Origin of the sequence: Polaribacter sp. R77954 (assembly GCF_044595335.1) — a bacterium.
Lineage (GTDB): Bacteria > Bacteroidota > Bacteroidia > Flavobacteriales > Flavobacteriaceae > Polaribacter.
On sequence record NZ_CP138992.1, the window covers coordinates 53,581 to 70,180 of the forward strand.

General features: G+C 30.1%; 17 protein-coding genes. 11 read left to right on the forward strand and 6 right to left on the reverse strand.

Going from position 1 to position 16,600, the window contains the following annotated elements; genetic code table 11:
- The first annotated feature begins 5 nt into the window (after positions 1-5).
- Positions 6-1,049 (forward strand): YncE family protein, encoded by a 1,044-nt coding sequence (locus SJY27_RS00140; protein WP_397446213.1) that lies wholly within the window; start codon positions 6-8, stop codon positions 1,047-1,049.
- Between the two features lie 47 nt (positions 1,050-1,096).
- Here SJY27_RS00140 and SJY27_RS00145 read toward each other — a convergent pair whose 3' ends face one another.
- The 6 genes from SJY27_RS00145 to SJY27_RS00170 all read right to left on the reverse strand — a co-directional run bounded on the left by SJY27_RS00145 (position 1,097) and on the right by SJY27_RS00170 (position 7,067).
- Positions 1,097-1,363 carry a heavy-metal-associated domain-containing protein gene (locus SJY27_RS00145; RefSeq protein WP_397446214.1) on the reverse strand — a complete coding sequence of 89 codons (267 nt, stop codon included), beginning with the start codon at positions 1,361-1,363 and terminating at the stop codon, positions 1,097-1,099.
- 91 nt (positions 1,364-1,454) lie between these two features.
- The gene (locus SJY27_RS00150; RefSeq protein ID WP_397446215.1) at positions 1,455-2,165 is read right to left on the reverse strand and encodes a Crp/Fnr family transcriptional regulator; all 711 of its coding nucleotides are present in this window, start codon (positions 2,163-2,165) and stop codon (positions 1,455-1,457) included.
- 80 nt (positions 2,166-2,245) lie between these two features.
- A complete protein-coding gene (locus tag SJY27_RS00155) occupies positions 2,246-2,938 on the reverse strand; it encodes a Crp/Fnr family transcriptional regulator (protein ID WP_397446216.1) in 693 nt (230 codons plus the stop codon).
- Between the two features lie 103 nt (positions 2,939-3,041).
- Positions 3,042-5,258, reverse strand: coding sequence for a molybdopterin cofactor-binding domain-containing protein (locus SJY27_RS00160; protein ID WP_397447942.1), 2,217 nt, complete (start codon positions 5,256-5,258; stop codon positions 3,042-3,044).
- Positions 5,259-5,341: 83 nt separating this feature from the next.
- Entirely contained in the window at positions 5,342-5,803 is a 462-nt protein-coding gene (locus tag SJY27_RS00165) for a (2Fe-2S)-binding protein (RefSeq protein ID WP_397446217.1), read from the reverse strand.
- Between the two features lie 112 nt (positions 5,804-5,915).
- Entirely contained in the window at positions 5,916-7,067 is a 1,152-nt protein-coding gene (locus SJY27_RS00170) for an arabinogalactan endo-beta-1,4-galactanase (RefSeq protein WP_397446218.1), read from the reverse strand.
- Between the two features lie 294 nt (positions 7,068-7,361).
- Here SJY27_RS00170 and ccoS point away from each other — a divergent pair, with 294 nt between their 5' ends.
- The 10 genes from ccoS to SJY27_RS00220 all read left to right on the forward strand — a co-directional run bounded on the left by ccoS (position 7,362) and on the right by SJY27_RS00220 (position 16,413).
- The gene (ccoS, locus tag SJY27_RS00175; protein WP_397446219.1) at positions 7,362-7,529 is read left to right on the forward strand and encodes a cbb3-type cytochrome oxidase assembly protein CcoS; all 168 of its coding nucleotides are present in this window, start codon (positions 7,362-7,364) and stop codon (positions 7,527-7,529) included.
- Between the two features lie 16 nt (positions 7,530-7,545).
- Positions 7,546-9,741, forward strand: a complete 2,196-nt coding sequence (gene ccoN / locus SJY27_RS00180; RefSeq protein ID WP_397446220.1) for a cytochrome-c oxidase, cbb3-type subunit I — start codon at positions 7,546-7,548, stop codon at positions 9,739-9,741.
- A gap of 4 nt (positions 9,742-9,745) precedes the next feature.
- Positions 9,746-9,913 carry a CcoQ/FixQ family Cbb3-type cytochrome c oxidase assembly chaperone gene (locus SJY27_RS00185; protein ID WP_397446221.1) on the forward strand — a complete coding sequence of 56 codons (168 nt, stop codon included), beginning with the start codon at positions 9,746-9,748 and terminating at the stop codon, positions 9,911-9,913.
- 12 nt (positions 9,914-9,925) lie between these two features.
- On the forward strand, positions 9,926-10,780 hold the full coding sequence (locus tag SJY27_RS00190; RefSeq protein WP_397446222.1) for a cbb3-type cytochrome c oxidase N-terminal domain-containing protein: 855 nt from the start codon (positions 9,926-9,928) through the stop codon (positions 10,778-10,780).
- Positions 10,781-10,821: 41 nt separating this feature from the next.
- Positions 10,822-12,243 (forward strand): cytochrome c oxidase accessory protein CcoG, encoded by a 1,422-nt coding sequence (gene ccoG / locus SJY27_RS00195; protein WP_397446223.1) that lies wholly within the window; start codon positions 10,822-10,824, stop codon positions 12,241-12,243.
- 142 nt (positions 12,244-12,385) lie between these two features.
- Complete coding sequence (locus tag SJY27_RS00200) at positions 12,386-12,832, forward strand: FixH family protein (protein WP_397446224.1); 447 nt, start codon at positions 12,386-12,388, stop codon at positions 12,830-12,832.
- Positions 12,833-12,911: 79 nt separating this feature from the next.
- Positions 12,912-13,613 (forward strand): sulfite exporter TauE/SafE family protein, encoded by a 702-nt coding sequence (locus SJY27_RS00205; protein WP_397446225.1) that lies wholly within the window; start codon positions 12,912-12,914, stop codon positions 13,611-13,613.
- Positions 13,614-13,734: 121 nt separating this feature from the next.
- A complete protein-coding gene (locus SJY27_RS00210; RefSeq protein ID WP_397446226.1) occupies positions 13,735-14,145 on the forward strand; it encodes a response regulator in 411 nt (136 codons plus the stop codon).
- Between the two features lie 10 nt (positions 14,146-14,155).
- Positions 14,156-14,695: a heme NO-binding domain-containing protein gene (locus SJY27_RS00215; protein WP_397446227.1), complete on the forward strand. Its 540-nt coding sequence runs from the start codon at positions 14,156-14,158 to the stop codon at positions 14,693-14,695.
- On the forward strand, positions 14,695-16,413 hold the full coding sequence (locus SJY27_RS00220; RefSeq protein WP_397446228.1) for an ATP-binding protein: 1,719 nt from the start codon (positions 14,695-14,697) through the stop codon (positions 16,411-16,413). The genes SJY27_RS00215 and SJY27_RS00220 overlap by 1 nt, the downstream gene beginning before the upstream one ends.
- Positions 16,414-16,600: the final 187 nt, after the last annotated feature.

Consider the following 16,600-nt stretch of genomic DNA (forward strand, 5'->3'; position numbering starts at 1 on the left):
AAAAAATGATGAAGCGTTTAAAATTATTAATCCTTTTTTTTGGATTATTATTTATAGTACTAAGAATTTCTATTCTAGTTTTTAGATTACCCTCTTATACCATTAGTACTAGTGGTAAATTATATATAGTGAGTAAGTTGAGTGAAGATGTGCAAGTGATTGACTTATCAACAGGAAAAGAAATCGCAGAAACTTCTATTGATATGTTATCTCACGAAGCTATTGCAACTACGGATGGAAAAAACATTGTGCTTACCAATTATGGTTCAGAGGTAGATTTTGATCTTAAAATTATTGATACTAAAACGAATAAAGTTAAAAAAACAATAGATTTAAAAGATAATACAAAAGTTAATGGAATTGTTCAGTATCCAGAAGCGAATAAAGTTGCTGTTGTAGATTATGTAAATAACAAACTACTTGTCTTAAATATTGAAACTGAAGAAATAGAAAAAGAACTAGAAACCAATCAAAAAAAGAGTCATCTTGCTGTGCTTCATCCAAAGAAACCACTAGCATATACCACCAATATAAATTCAGGTTCTGTAAGTGTTATCAATTTAAATACCGATAAAGTTATTGAAACCGTTTCTTGTGGAATTGGTAGAAAAGGAATTGACATTACTCCTGATGGTTCAGAAATTTGGGTAACAAATACAAAAGAAAACGTTATAAAAGTTATCAATACCAAAACCAATACAGTTGTAAATACGATTACTTCTGGAAACGAATCTTTAAAAATAAAGTTTTCTGTAGATGGTAAATATTGTTTGGTTGTAAATTCAACAGATGGTAGTATTGATATTTTTAATCAACAATCTAAAGAAAAAATTAAAACCATAATGTTGCATGGTAAAACAACCCTATTAGAAAAGTTGTTGTACCATACACCACGTCCTGTAAATATATTAATGCACCCTAATGGTTTGTATGCGTTTGTTTCTAATTCTAATGCCAATAAAATTGAGGTGATAGATATGAATACTTTTAAAATTGTAAGTACTATTGGTACAGGTGATGTGCCTGATGCCTTAGTTTTTGTTGAGTAGTTTATTTTTGATGAATATCAAACTCAATATTTGTTGGTTAAAAATGTTTAAAGACTATCTTGAAAAGGATAATAATCTGGATCTGCATCTCTATTTTTAATCAAACTAATATCTTCTGTAATAGGAAACCCAATTTTAGACAAATAAAAACGCAATCCTTCCATGGCATTATGGCTTCTGTAGTCAAAACTTAAACTACCAGTAGTAATATCAATATTAAAATTGCTTATTCCTTTAAATTTTTTAATAGCAGTAGCAACTGTATTTTTACAATCATCGCATCTTAAATTTTCTATGATTACAGTTGTTCTCATTTAATATTGTTTTAAAATGTAAAACTAATATCTAATAGAGGTAGAAAAAATGACTTTTGTCAGGTAAATTAAATAAGAATAAAAAATTAGATTAATAGTCGAAATCTTCTATAAATCGTTCTAATCTTTTAGCATCTACAATGGCTATTTTTTTCTTTGATTGTTTAATATAGCCTTGTTTTTTAAACATAGAAATATTTCTAATACAGGTTTCTACAGCTGTACCCACTACATTTGCCAAATCTTCACGAGATAAGTTTAGGTTTAAAAAACCCTCTTCATCTTCACCATAATTATTTTTAATATACAACAATGCTTGTGCTATTCTTTGCTTTACATTTTTTTGCGATAATCTAAGAATATTTTCATTAGATTCATTTAGGTCTTTTACCATTGTTTTTAAAACGCTCATGGTAAATTTAGGATTAGCTTGTAAAGGCGTTGCAATTTTTTCTTTAGGAATAAAGCAGACTTCCATATTATTAATGGCAGTTGCACTTAGTTTAGAGGTTTCTTCAGAGATGATAGAACTTTGCCCTAAAACCTCACCTTTGGTTACTAATTTTACAATTTGATCTTTTCCATTTGAACTCAGTTTAGAAACTTTAGATACGCCATCTCTAACGCAGAAAATACCATTTAATTTTTCTCCTTCTTCAAAAATTGTGTCTCCTTTTTTAATTCTTTTTGTCACTTTTGCATCAGAAACTAACTTGAGTTCCTCTTTGCTTAAAGCACGCAAATTATTAAATTGCCTAACTATACAGTTTTCACAACGTCGTTCTTGCTCATTTTGTGCCATAAATCTATTTTAATTAAGATTTACACAAATATAATGGCTTAGTTAAAATAAAACCTACAAATTTATAGGTTTAACATTGTTTATTTAGAATTGATAAATATAAGTAGCTTTTCTTCTGAATTAATTTTTATGCTGTCTCTTGTAAGGCTTACATAATTTTTTTCTTTAAAAGCGCTTAGTAAAGAAATTAAGTATTCACTTGTAGTACCAAGAATATTCGCGATATCTTTTCTTTTAGGAACAACGTTTAACCATCCTTTTTTATCGGTACCAAATTTTTTAGATAAATAAAGTAGTAAACCCGCTAAACGAATTTTAAGTTTCCTGTTATTTTGAAAGTATGTGATTTTCTCGGCTTCATCTTCGGCGTCAAAAATAAATCCTTTTAAAATATCTTGACAAAAGTTATTATTACTCTCTAAACTTTGTAATATAACTTTCTTGTTTATGGCGTAAATTACAGTATCAGAAATGGCAATAGCTGTAAATAAAGCTCCTTTATTAGTTATTAAAGAACGTCTGCCCATTACATCTCCTTTACCTAAAATTTTAGTAATGTGCTCTTTGCCCTTATCATCTATATAGGTGTATTTACAAGCACCTTCACAAATGGTATACAGCGATTTTAAACGATCGTGTTCTAAAAATACGATTTCATCTTTTTTTAGTTTGATTAACTTACTTCTTTCAAAAAAAGATTTTTTTTCATCGTCAGTTAAACTTTTTAAATAGTTGAATTGTTTTCCTATACATAAATGATTATTATTTATCATCGCTTACAAATTATAACACAAAATTATCACTGAATCTTACTAGAAAGAATGATTTTTATCACTTATAAAGCCATATTATAAACGTATCAATAATGATATAAAATTACCCTAAAATGCGTTCTTTTTGTAATTGATTGATAAATGGTTGTTGATATAAACGCTTACCTAATGCAGCGTGTATAGCGTTAGCTACTGCACCACCTGCTGGTGGTAAACCTGGTTCTCCTAAACCTGTTGGAGATAAATTGCTCTTTACAAAATAGACATCTACTTTCGGAGTTTCTTGCATTCGGATTAATCTATATTTGTCAAAATTTTTATATTCAGGCTTACCGTCTTTAAAAGAAAAATCAGAAAACATGGCGTGTCCAATTCCGTCTAAAACACCACCTTCTACTTGGTTTTTTGCACCTGTTGGGTTCACTACAATTCCACAATCTACAGCTACAGTTACTTTTTGAATAACAGGGATTCCTTCTTTTAAAATAATATCAGCAATTTCAGCTACATGGGTATTATGACTATAATAGGCTGCAAAACCTTGATAAACACCTTGTGTAGGATTGCCCCAATTTCCTTTTTCTCTAACCAATTTAATGGTGTTTATCATTCTTTCACCAGAGTATTGAATTTTTTTATCGCTTGTATTTATCACGTTTTGCAATAAATCTAAACGCAGTTGAATAGGATCTATTTTTAATTCCATAGCCAATTCGTCAAAAAAACTTTGTTCTGCAAAGGCTAAAAAATTTGTATAAGGCGCTCTCCAAGCACCAGTAGTTATATTGCTTTTATAGGTTGCTGTTTCTACTTTAAAATTAGGAATACAACCTGCAGGAAAAAAGTTAGAGATTGAACCATACATGCCACTATTTATAGCAGCTTCTTTTAAATGATACCCTGTTATAGTATTGTTTTTTAAAGAAGCTTTAATTCTATATTTAACAGAAGGTTTATAAACTCCTGTTGTCATATCATCTTCTCTAGTAGAAACCATTTTTATTGGTTTTTTTACTTTATTTGATATTTCTGCAGCTTCTATGGCAAAATCAGCATATAATCTTCTGCCAAATCCACCACCCATTCTAGTCATTGTTACACTAATATCTTCTTTTTCTCTATCTAAAAGTACAGCTACAGATTTTTGTACTTCGCTAGGAGTTTGAGTAGGCCCTACTAAATCTATTTTATCCGAAGTTACATTTGCATAAAAATTCATAGGTTCCATGCAATTATGAGGTAAGAAAGGAGAAGAATATGTTTTTTCTAAAACAGTATCTGCTTCTTTAAATGCTTTGTTAATATTGCCATCTTCTCTTAGTACATTACTTTTTTTACCATCTAAAGCTCCTATTAATTTTTGGTGATGCAACTCTGTACTTTCTAACTTAGAGGCTTCTTTCCAAACGGCTTTGATAGTTTTTTTGGCTTTTATAGCTGCCCAAGTTGAGGTTGCTAAAACAACAATTTTATCACTTTCACTTAAAGCCACAGTCCAACTTACATAACCTTTAGCTAAAAAATCTCTAGCTTTTTCTCCTATGGTTATAACATCTATAACACCAGAAATTGTTTTGGCTTTAGTAGCATCAAAAGATGCTAAAACTTGTCCAAAAGAAGGTGGTCTTAAAACAGATGCATACAGCATGCCTTCTGTTTTGTAATCTAGCCCAAATAAAGGTTTTCCTGTAATAATTTTATCGATATCTACATTTATAGCATCTTTACCAATAATGGTAAAGTCTTTTAATTCTTTTAATTTTACATTTTCAGGAACTTCTAGTAAAGCAGCTTCTTTTACCACATCTCCATAGCCAAATGTTGCACCATTTGCATTTGTAATAATTCCTTTAGATGCTGTGCACGTTTTGGCGTCAACATTCCATTTTATAGCAGCTGCATTTATGAGCATCTGTTTGGCAGTTGCACCTGTTTGTCGCAAAGCGCTCCAACTTTGACGAATAGATTGACTGCCACCAGCAACTTGTCTTTTAAAGTTTTTAGTATCTAAAACACCTTGCGAAACGTTTACTTTACGCCACTCTACATCTAATTCTTCAGCAATAATCATTGGCATAGAAGTTTTTACCCCTTGACCAATTTCTGGATTTGGAGAAAAAATGGTAACATACCCATTATCAGAAATTTTAATAAATGCATTAAAATCATTAAAATTTAAGCTGGTAATATCTACAGGCATTTTAGCTTCTGGTTTGCAAGCTTGTAAAAAGTTAAAGCCAATTAATAAGCCACCACTTGCTAAAACAGAGGTTTTTAAAAAATTTCTTCTGCTAAAATTTGTATTGATTTTAGGTTTCATCTTGTCGTTTTTTGGGATGCTCATTTTTAAGGTGATGAGAATTGTTAGGTTAGCACTCTATAAAATTCGAGGTGATTTATAAGTTAAGATAATTTAGATGCAGCCACTTTTACCGCTTTTTGAATTCTATTATACGAAGCACATCTGCATATATTGCCATGCATAACTTGTCTAATTTCTTCATCAGAAGGGTTTTTGTTTTCTGCTAAAAAAGCAGATGCTGTCATAATTTGTCCTGCTTGGCAATAACCACATTGTGGTACATCAATTTCTTTCCAAGCTTCTTGCACAGGATGATTACCATCTTTAGACAAACCTTCTATAGTAGTTATTTTTAAATCATCTAAAATTGAAACCTGCATTTGACAGCTTCTTGTGGCAACACCATCTATATGCACTGTACAAGCACCACATTGGGCAATTCCGCAACCAAATTTTGTGCCAACTAAATTAAGTTCGTCTCTTAATATCCACAAAAGCGGTGTATCTTCATCTGCAGTTACAGTACGTTGTTTACCATTAATATTTAATGTATAGTTTGGCATTTGAAATGATTTTAAATTGAATTTACAATTTACAAAAAAATGTATAAAGCGTACCAAATGATAATTAACCTTAACATATTTTTAATTATTTTTAGTTTTATCTAAATTATTTTTAGTTATCGGTGTTAAAAAAATTCATACCTAAAGTTGGTTTGTTTTCTTTATCAAATAAAGTTGCATTATCCCAATGAGATCCTTTTCCCCATCTTGTAGAACAGTTATTAGAAACCCATGCAGGCTCCCAATAAATTAGTCCTAAACCATCACCGTTTTTAATTGCTTTTTTTAAATCTAAAAGATAATTTAATTGGCCTTGTTGTGTAGCTTCATATCTAGGTATAATGGCATCCATCCCTAAAATATTATTAGCATCGTCGGCATTTTCTAAGGTAAAAGGGTATGCAGTTTCTACAACCATAACTTTTTTTTGGTAACGTTCTTTGAGTGTTTTAAAAACCTCTGAAACTTGATTGAGATTGTATTTGGACCATTTTGGGTAATAAGAAAGGCCTATCCAATCAAAATCTATAACACCATTACTTTTAGCTTGGTCAAACCACCATAAACCGTTTTCAGGCTGAGCAATGTGTAGCATGATATCAATTTTTTTATGTTGATGTAAAGAGAAATCTCTAACTGCTTGAATTCCTTTATTCAACAAATAAGCATTTCTATACCAATTCATTTCAGTTAAGGTATTGTCTTGCTGTAAAATCATAATATTGATTTCATTACCTATTTGAACAATTTCTGGTAATAGGTTTTTGGTATTTAATTTTTTTAGAGTTTTGTAAGTGTAGTTATAAATGGAATCTCCAAGAACAGGCAAATTATCTAGAATTGGTAACCACGCTTTTGGAGCGATTTGTTGATTTGGGTCTGCCCAATCATCTGAATAATGAAAATCTAAGAGCACTGCCATGTTTAATTCTTTTGCTCTTTTTATGGTTTTTTCTACGTCCATTTGGTTAGAGTAATTGGTCCAATTAGGGGTATGCCATTGTCTAACTCTTATAATATTTGCTCCATTATTTTCAAAAATTTGAAAAACATTTTCTGCGCTACCATCGCTATTTTTATAAACAACTCCACAATCTTCCATTTCATTTACGTAGGACAAATCTGCCCCTGTTAAAAAAAACTCTTGTTCTTCAATTTCTTGAATATCTTGAGAAGTGGTAGTTTCTATTTTAGATGAGCACGCTAGTAGACCAAAAATCAAGAAGATTTTTAGTTTAAGCAATGGTATATGGTGTGTTTTCAAAATGGTATATTTTTAGTCTCACTAATTTACATAAAAAGTATTACTATAAAGTGTGTTTTTTATTTCACTTTTTTTTGTTGATGATTGTCTTTCTGTATGGTTTATAAAGGTAATTCATCAGTATACTTATAGCTATCAATTTATCATAAAAAATAGGTTTATAAAGCCGATTTTTCATTTATTAAAAAAACCAAAAACTACTTTTTTTTTAGTTAATTTTTAAATTATGACAAATGTCATATTTTAAGATAATCTTCACATTTATCTTTGAACCATCAAATTATCAGGCAAGATATGAGCGTAATATACCTACTACTAACACTAAGTATTTTAGTGGCCATTGTATTCTTTATTGCATTTATTTATTCAGTAAAAAAAGGACAGTATGATGATTCATATACCCCATCAGTACGAATGTTGTTTGATGATGAATTGATAAAGGAAAATAAGAAAATCAACTAGAATTAAATACTAAATTATGGAAATGCAACAGTTTTATTACGATAATAAAATCGTTAAAAAGTTTATCTATGCTACCTTGTTTTGGGGTATAGTTGGCTTTACAGTAGGTTTGCTACTAGCTTTTATGTTTTTATTCCCTAACCTTACAGAGGGAATTTCTTGGTTAAGTTTTGGGCGTTTAAGACCATTACATACAAACGCAGTAATCTTTGCCTTTGTAGGTAATGCTATTTTTGCGGGAGTTTATTATTCCTTACAAAGGCTTTTAAAAGCAAGAATGGCCAATGATTTTTTAAGTAATTTTAATTTTTGGGGTTGGCAATTAATTATTGTGGCTGCAGCAATTACGTTACCTTTGGGGTATTCAACTTCTAAAGAATATGCAGAGTTAGAATGGCCAATAGATATTGCTATTGCGCTTGTTTGGGTTGCATTTGGTGCAAACATGATTTGGACTATCTTGCAAAGAAGACAACGTCATTTGTATGTAGCTATTTGGTTTTATTTAGCAACATTTGTAACAGTTGCTGTATTGCATATATTTAATAGTTTAGAGTTACCAGTAAGTATCTTTAAATCTTATTCTGTTTATGCAGGTGTTCAAGATGCTTTAGTACAATGGTGGTATGGCCATAATGCAGTGGCATTTTTCTTAACAACTCCGTTTTTGGGATTAATGTATTATTTTGTTCCTAAAGCAGCAAACAGACCTGTATATTCTTATCGATTATCAATAGTACACTTTTGGTCTTTGATTTTTATTTACATCTGGGCAGGGCCACACCATTTATTATATTCTGCATTACCAAACTGGGCACAAAACTTAGGTGTAGCATTTTCTGTAATGTTAATAGCACCTTCTTGGGGTGGTATGATTAACGGTTTATTAACCTTGCGTGGTGCTTGGGATAAAGTTAGAACAGATCCTACTTTAAAATTTATGGTAGTTGCCATTACAGGTTATGGTATGGCTACTTTTGAAGGACCAATGTTATCTTTAAAAAACGTAAATGCAATTGCACACTTTTCTGATTGGATTATTGCTCACGTTCATGTTGGGGCTTTAGCTTGGAATGGTTTTATGACCTTTGGTATGTTGTATTGGTTAATTCCAAGAATGTTTAAAACAAAATTATACTCAGTAGCGCTTGCAAATGTGCATTTTTGGGTGGGTACTTTAGGTATTATTCTATACACCTTACCAATGTATGTTGCTGGTTTTGTGCAAGCTTCTATGTGGAAACAATTTAACCCAGATGGTTCTTTAACTTATGGTAACTTCTTAGAAACCGTAAATGAAATTATACCAATGTATTGGATGCGTGCTATTGGAGGTAGTATGTTTATTCTTGGGGCACTTATTATGTTATATAATGTTGTAAAAACAGTTAAATCTGGTAGTGATGTAGAAGATGAATTAGCAGAAGCTGCTGCACTAACAAAAGTATCTAAGTTTAGAACTAAAGGTGAAGGTTACCATACTTGGTTAGAAAGAAAACCAGTTAAATTAACTTTATATGCTACTGTTGCAATTTTAATAGGAGGTATGGTTCAAATTATACCAACACTATTAGTAAAATCAAATATTCCTACAATTAGTAGTGTAAAACCTTACACACCTTTAGAGTTGGAAGGACGTGATTTATATATTAGAGAAGGTTGTGTAGGATGTCACTCGCAAATGATACGTCCTTTTAGAAGTGAAGTAGAAAGATATGGAGAGTACTCTAAAGCTGGTGAATATGTATACGATCATCCATTTTTATGGGGAAGTAAGCGTACAGGGCCAGACTTGCATAGAGTTGGTCAAAAATATAACGATAGCTGGCACTTAAACCACATGTACGATCCGCAAAGTACATCACCAGGTTCTATAATGCCTTCTTACAAATGGTTGGTAAGAAATAAGTTAGATAAATCTGATACTGAAGGTAAAATGGAGGCAATGGTTACTTTAGGAGTTCCGTATTCTGAAGAACAAATTGCAAACGCACAGCAATTAATGGATGCTCAAGGAAAGAAAATAGAAGAAAGTTTATACCAAGATCCTGATTTTGCAAAGAATTACGAAGCTGATAAAAAATATGCAAAAGAAAACGGGCAAGATTTCGTAGAAATGAAAGACAGAGAAATTGTTGCTATAATTGCCTACATACAAAGATTGGGAACAGATATAAAAGTAAAGGACGAACAACAAATTTCAAAAAAATAAGACGATGTTAAAATTTGTAAAAAACCACATGGAAAGTATTACAGGTATAGAAATATATCCGTTAATATCATTAGTCATCTTCTTTACCTTTTTTGTAGCCTTATTTTGGTGGGTATTTACCGCAAGAAAAGAGTACATCAGTAAGGTTAGTAACATTCCTTTAGACCATTAAAAAATATTAGAAATGAAAAAAAAGATTCAATCAACAGTATATATACTATTTGTTTTAATAACATTTTTTGCACTTGTAAATGCCTTTACAGCGTATAAAAATCCTTTAAATATTTATGAAAATCCATTAGTATGGATAGCGCTTATAGGGTTTGTTGCAGTGCTAGTATTAAAAGAAGTTGTAAGTGTAATGGCTATAACAAAGGCCAAAGAATTACAAAATGAAAAAGCAGGTATTGTTCCAGAACCAGAGAATGCTTGGATACAGAAATTGTTAAAAAACTGGACTAAAGCCAAAGCCATTGAAGAAGAGCAAGAAATTGTTTTAGATCATAATTACGATGGAATTAAGGAATTAGATAATTCACTTCCACCTTGGTGGGTATATATGTTCTATGCTACTATTGTTTTTGCTGTAGTGTATCTGGTACGTTTTCATTTTTTGGGTGGTGATTCGCAAGAAATGGAATACCAGCAAGCAGTTGCAGAAGCTAGAATAGAAATTAATAAATACAAAGCATCTTCACCAGATGTGTTTGATGTGGCAAATTTAACCCTGTTAACTGATGCTTCAGACCTAAAAAGAGGTAAAGCAATTTTTAACTTAAACTGTGCATCTTGTCATTTAGCAGATGGTGGAGGGCAAATAGGACCAAACTTAACAGATGAATACTGGATTTTAGGTGGTGGTATAAAAAACGTTTATAATACAGTTTCAAAAGGTGGTAGAGATGGTAAAGGTATGATAGCCTGGAACAAAACTTTAAAGGCAGAAGATATTGCAAAAGTATCTAGTTATGTATTGTCATTACAAGGCACTACACCTGCAAAAGCTAAAGCTCCTCAAGGAGAAATTTGGGAAGAGTAGTTAAATATAATAGATTTTAGTAATAGTAGTAGTTGGTAAGTATGGAAGCGCCCAAGAACGAACAATTTAGAGACAGTATTGGTACAATAAACGAAGAAGGTAAACGTTCTTGGGTTTTTCCTAAAAAACCTAGTGGTAGGTTTTACAAATACAGAAGCTATGTAAGCTATTTGTTATTAGCCATTTTGTTATCCTCTCCTTTTATCAAAATAAATGGCAACCAATTTTTATTATTTAATGTTTTAGAAAGAAGATTTAATATTTTCGGGTTCCCATTTTGGCCACAAGATTTTCATTTGTTAGTTATTTCTATGATAACAGGTGTGGTTTTTGTAATTTTATTTACCGTAGTTTTTGGTCGTATTTTCTGTGGATGGATTTGCCCACAAACTATATTTTTAGAAATGGTATTCAGAAAAATAGAATACTGGATTGATGGTGATCGAGGAAAACAAATTAGATTAGATAAACAACCTTGGAATGCCGAAAAAATCAGAAAAAGATTACTAAAGTGGTTTATCTTTTTTATCATCTCTTTTTTAATTGCAAACGTATTTTTGGCGTATTTAATAGGTGGTGATACTGTAATAAGTTACGTTACTGGTAATCCTTTAGACAATATTAGAACCCTAATTTCTTTATTAATTTTTACAAGTGTTTTCTATTTTATATTTGCTTGGTTTAGAGAGCAAGTATGTATTATTGCTTGTCCTTATGGTAGGTTGCAAGGAGTTTTATTAGATAATAAAACCATTAATGTTGCTTATGATTATAAGCGAGGTGAGCGAGAACAAGGACGTTCTAAATTTAAGAAAAATGAAGATAGAGAAGCCCTTGGCAAGGGAGATTGTATAGATTGTAAACAATGTGTTGTAGTTTGCCCAACAGGTATAGATATTAGAAATGGTACGCAATTAGAGTGTGTAAATTGTACAGCTTGTATTGATGAATGCGATCATATTATGGAAAGTGTAAACTTACCAAAAGGTTTAATTCGTTATGCAAGTGAAGAGAATATAGCAGAGAAGAAGAAGTTTCGTTTTAGTGCAAGAATGAAGGGCTATTCTGCTGTATTGTTAATTCTCATAGGCGTTTTAGTTGGTATGCTATTTTTAAGAAATAATGTTGAAGCAACCATTTTAAGATTACCAGGACAATTGTACGAACACAAAGAAAATAATATAATAAGTAATGTGTATACTTATAAAGTCATCAATAAAACAACAAAAGATATTGAAGATGTAAGTTACAAAATCTTATCTCACAAAGGCGAAATAAAATTGGTGTCAAATCATAGTTTTATAGTACCTAAGCAAGGTTTGGCTGAAGGAACTTTATTTATTGAGTTAAATGCAGCTGCTTTAAAAGATGATAATATTGATATTGAAATAGGTGTTTTTAGTGGTGATAAACTATTAGAAACCACAGTAACTAATTTCTTAGGGCCAAGAAATTATAGGTAAACAATTGCAAAGAATTTGGCAATTAAAGTTGATGTTTTAAAAACATACATGCATTATTACAAATGACGCAAAAGTAAAGTAATTTCATTTTTATATAAAAATTACTTCTTAAACGTACAATGCCTAACAAAAATAAAAAATTATGAAATTTAATTGGGGTACAGGTATAGCAATAGCTATTATAGGTTTTATAAGTTTTATAATGTATTTTGTAATTACAATGAGTACCGATAATACTTACAGTCACGATTTGGTTACCGATAAATATTATCAAGCAGAATTAAATTATCAAGAAGAAATTAATGCTGAAAAAAATGCCAATGCCTTAAAAGAAAAGGTAAAAATTGAAAGAAACGAAAAAGGGATAAAAATTAATCTCCCAAACAACTTTGCATCCAAAAAAATACAAGGAAAAGTGTTCCTATATAGACCATCTAATAAACAATTAGATTTTGAAATGCCTATTTCAACTTCTAAACCATATTTGCTCGTGCCTGAACAACGTTTACTAGATGGTCGCTGGAACATAAAAATTTTATGGGCATATAAAAATACCAATTATTTGGTAAAACAAGAATTGATTTATTAAACTACTACAATTAAAAATTAATATAAATAAGGTGCATTTTACATTTAGGCCAAACTAATTGTAAAAAAATATAAGCGTAATGTTAGTATCAGCAATCATATTTGGTTTATTAGGCAGTTTTCACTGTATAGGCATGTGTGGGCCAATAGCATTTATGTTACCTGTTGATAGACATAATTCTGTAAAAAGTTTCTTTCAAATTATAAGCTATCATTTGGGTAGGTTGTTTACTTATAGCTTAATTGGTCTTCTATTTGGTTTTTTAGGTAAAGGATTTTATTTTTTTGGCTTTCAACAGCAACTCTCTATTATTGTTGGTGTTTTAATGATTTTGACAATTATATTCCCAACCATTCTTCAAAAATTATCAGTATCAAAAAAAATAAGCACTGTTATTCTTAAAATAAAAAATTCGTTGGGTAAAGAGTTAAAAAAGAAAGGTAATGACACTTTTTTTACGATTGGGTTTTTAAACGGATTTTTACCTTGTGGTCTAGTATATATGGCTGTTTTTGGCGCAATTACAACTTCAAACGCATTTACAGGTAGTTTATACATGTTTCTTTTTGGTGTTGGTACAATTCCTTTAATGACGGCTTTTGTCTATTTAGGAAACTTTACAAAAGGTAGTTTTAGAAAAAATATTCAAAAAGTAATACCAGTTATGGTTGTATTTATTGGGGCACTTTTTATAGTAAGAGGCCTTGGTTTAGGAATCCCTTATATTTCTCCAGCTGCAATTGTTGAGGTGGCTGCAGACAGTATTTCAACCTGTCATTAAAAAAAAAGGTAGCATTCGTCTATATTAAATCATGTTTTTACCTATACTTCACTAAACTTTATCTTATCAGAATTAAAGTTTTTATAAAATCACCTATTTTTGCCAAGTTAAATTATTTTAGATGGAGAAAAATAAAATAAAAATATTGTTGGTAGAAGATGATCATATAGAGGTGATGAAATTAAAAAGGTCTATTCCAAAAGAGCTTAATAATTATAATTTAACTACTGCTAGTAATGGTAGAAAAGCACTTTCTATTATTGAAAAAGATTTGCCAGACTTAATTATTTTAGATTTAAACATGCCAGACACAAATGGTAACGAATTTTTAAGTATGATAAAAGGCAATGATGATTTTATGCACATACCCGTTATTATATTAACTACATCTAATCATGATAAAGACGTTAAAGAATGTTATAAATTAGGCATTGCAGGTTATGTAATAAAGCCTTTAAAGTACGAAGAGTATCAAGCAAAAATTCATGCTGTTATGCATTATTGGAGTCTAAACGAATTTTTAAAACCATAAAAAAATATAAATGAAGGGAATTATTTTTACAGAATTTTTAGAACTAGTAGAAGATAAGTTTGGGGTAGAAATGGTTGATAAAATTATTTTACAATCTAAATTAGATTCTGATGGAGTTTACACAGCAATTGGTACCTATAAGTTTGCAGAAATGTTACAACTTTTACAAAATTTAAGCGCAAACACAGGGGCTTCAATTGACGATCTTTTATTGGTCTATGCAGAGCATTTTTTTAGTATCATAGAAGCCAATTATCCAGGTTTGTTAGCTACTTATAAAGATCCTATAGAAATGTTGTCTTCAATAGAAAATCATATACATATCGAGGTAAGAAAAATTTATCCTGATGCAGAACTACCAACTTTTATTGTAGAAAATAAAACAGAAAACTCACTAACCATGGTATACAAATCTAGCAGAGCCATGCATCATTTTGGGTTGGGTTTAATGAATAAAACATTCGAACACTTTAATAGCACAGCAGAAATTGTTTTGCAAAAAATTAAAGAAGATGGTACAGAAGTTCGTTTTTTAATCAACAAAAATTAGTGGATCAAAGTAAGGTTGATATATTAGAAAGAGCACTTTTACGTCAAAAAAAAGCGCGTAAACAGGCAGAAAAAATACTAGAAGATAAATCTTTAGCACTTTTTAATACTTCTAAAAAGTTAAAAGAAGCCAATAACAAATTAGAACTTTTATTAGATGAAAAAGACTCGCAATTAAAAGGAGTTTTTGAAAACATTAATGATGCATATCTAATTATGGATCTTAATGGTAACATCTTAAAAATGAATGATGTTGCCGAAGATTTTTTTGGTTTTAAACTAATAGAAGAACCTGTTAGTTTTCCTGATTTTATCTATAAAGAAGATTATAGGTATGCAATGAGCTCTTTTATAGAACTCAATGAAAAAGGCAAGTTTTCAGATTTTTCTTCTAGAGTTATCACCAAAAGAAATGAAATAAAGTGGGTAAATATTAATGCTAGCATTATTTATGACAAAAATAAAACCCCAATAGCAGCTCAAGGCATTGTTAGAGATGTTACCAAACAACGAGAAGAGCAACTTGTTTTAGATTTTGTAAATAATACAGCAAAATCTGTTTTAGGTAAAGAAAACATAAACGAAATTGCTTGGGAAATGGCTAAAAATATAGCCAATTATTTAGACACCAAAGATTGTATAATTTACTTAGTAAATAAGGAAACTTATAATTTAGAGCAAATAGCTGCTTATGAATATAAAAGAACTGCAAATACTATAAAAGACAATAAAATTGTTTTTCCTATTGGTGAAGGTATTGTAGGTAGTGTTGCATTAAATGGCGAGTCTGAAATTATTGCAGATACCTCTAAAGATGATCGATATATTTTAGTAGATGATGTTAATTTTTCTGAAATTACAGTACCCATTATTAATGATGGCGAAGTAATTGGTGTTATAGATGCCGAACATGAAAGTAAAAACTATTTTACAAAGGATCACGTAAAAACCATAGAAAATATAGCAAATTTGGTATCACTTCAACTTAAAAGTGCTATAAATTTAAAAGAGCGGATTAAAGTAGAGCAAAAAAATAAAGATTTAGTAGATAAATTAAGTAGAAGTAATGAAGAATTAAAGGAATATGCTCACATTGTTTCGCACGATTTAAAATCGCCATTAAGAAGTATTGCAGCTTTAACGAGTTGGATAAAAATGGACAATGAAGGCAAATTTGATGCAGAAACCTTGCAAAATTTTTCTGATATAGATTTAACCTTAGAAACCATGGAAAACTTAATTTCTGATGTATTAAAGTTTTCTAGTATAGATTCTGAAATTAAAGAAGATGAGGAGGTTAACTTAAATAAGTTGGTTAAAAAACTAATACAAGTTCTATACGTTCCAGATCATGTTTCTATAAATATTGTAAAAAAATTACCGATTATTAAAGGAGATCGCACAAAATTTGAACAATTATTTCAAAACTTAATCATTAATGCAATAAAGTTCATAAACAAAGATCAAGGAGTTGTTAATATCGATTTTGAAGAGCGTCAATCATTTTATCAATTTTCTATTCAAGATAATGGTATTGGTATCGAAAAAAGACATTTCGATAAAATTTTTAAAATATTTCAATCTCTAAAAAAATCTGAAGATTCCTCTGGTATTGGCTTATCCATCGTAAAAAAAATTGTAGATATTTATAAAGGAGAAATTTGGTTAGAATCAGAACTAAACCAAGGCACAACATTTTACTTTACCATAAAAAAATAATTGTATAATTACTTTATTTACTGATTCAATTACAAAATTATTGAGTTGAATTACGTCCAATTTTCTTAATCTTTTTGATAATAGTTTATTCTTTAATGGTTAAGCATATTGCTATTTAATAAAAATTTAGCAAATTAAAATACATATTTTAAAGTATAAATTTTGTACTTTAGAACTCTATAAGAAT

Coding starts and splice junctions, on each gene's coding strand:
- SJY27_RS00215 (WP_397446227.1), top strand. CDS start 14,156: ATGAAGGGAATTATTTTTACAGAATTTTTAGAACTAGTAGAAGATAAG.
- SJY27_RS00165 (WP_397446217.1), bottom strand. CDS start 5,803: ATGCCAAACTATACATTAAATATTAATGGTAAACAACGTACTGTAACT.
- SJY27_RS00210 (WP_397446226.1), top strand. CDS start 13,735: ATGGAGAAAAATAAAATAAAAATATTGTTGGTAGAAGATGATCATATA.
- SJY27_RS00205 (WP_397446225.1), top strand. CDS start 12,912: ATGTTAGTATCAGCAATCATATTTGGTTTATTAGGCAGTTTTCACTGT.
- SJY27_RS00140 (WP_397446213.1), top strand. CDS start 6: ATGATGAAGCGTTTAAAATTATTAATCCTTTTTTTTGGATTATTATTT.
- SJY27_RS00160 (WP_397447942.1), bottom strand. CDS start 5,258: ATGAAACCTAAAATCAATACAAATTTTAGCAGAAGAAATTTTTTAAAA.
- SJY27_RS00145 (WP_397446214.1), bottom strand. CDS start 1,363: ATGAGAACAACTGTAATCATAGAAAATTTAAGATGCGATGATTGTAAA.
- ccoS (WP_397446219.1), top strand. CDS start 7,362: ATGAGCGTAATATACCTACTACTAACACTAAGTATTTTAGTGGCCATT.
- ccoN (WP_397446220.1), top strand. CDS start 7,546: ATGGAAATGCAACAGTTTTATTACGATAATAAAATCGTTAAAAAGTTT.
- SJY27_RS00185 (WP_397446221.1), top strand. CDS start 9,746: ATGTTAAAATTTGTAAAAAACCACATGGAAAGTATTACAGGTATAGAA.
- SJY27_RS00150 (WP_397446215.1), bottom strand. CDS start 2,165: ATGGCACAAAATGAGCAAGAACGACGTTGTGAAAACTGTATAGTTAGG.
- SJY27_RS00200 (WP_397446224.1), top strand. CDS start 12,386: ATGAAATTTAATTGGGGTACAGGTATAGCAATAGCTATTATAGGTTTT.
- SJY27_RS00155 (WP_397446216.1), bottom strand. CDS start 2,938: ATGATAAATAATAATCATTTATGTATAGGAAAACAATTCAACTATTTA.
- SJY27_RS00190 (WP_397446222.1), top strand. CDS start 9,926: ATGAAAAAAAAGATTCAATCAACAGTATATATACTATTTGTTTTAATA.
- ccoG (WP_397446223.1), top strand. CDS start 10,822: ATGGAAGCGCCCAAGAACGAACAATTTAGAGACAGTATTGGTACAATA.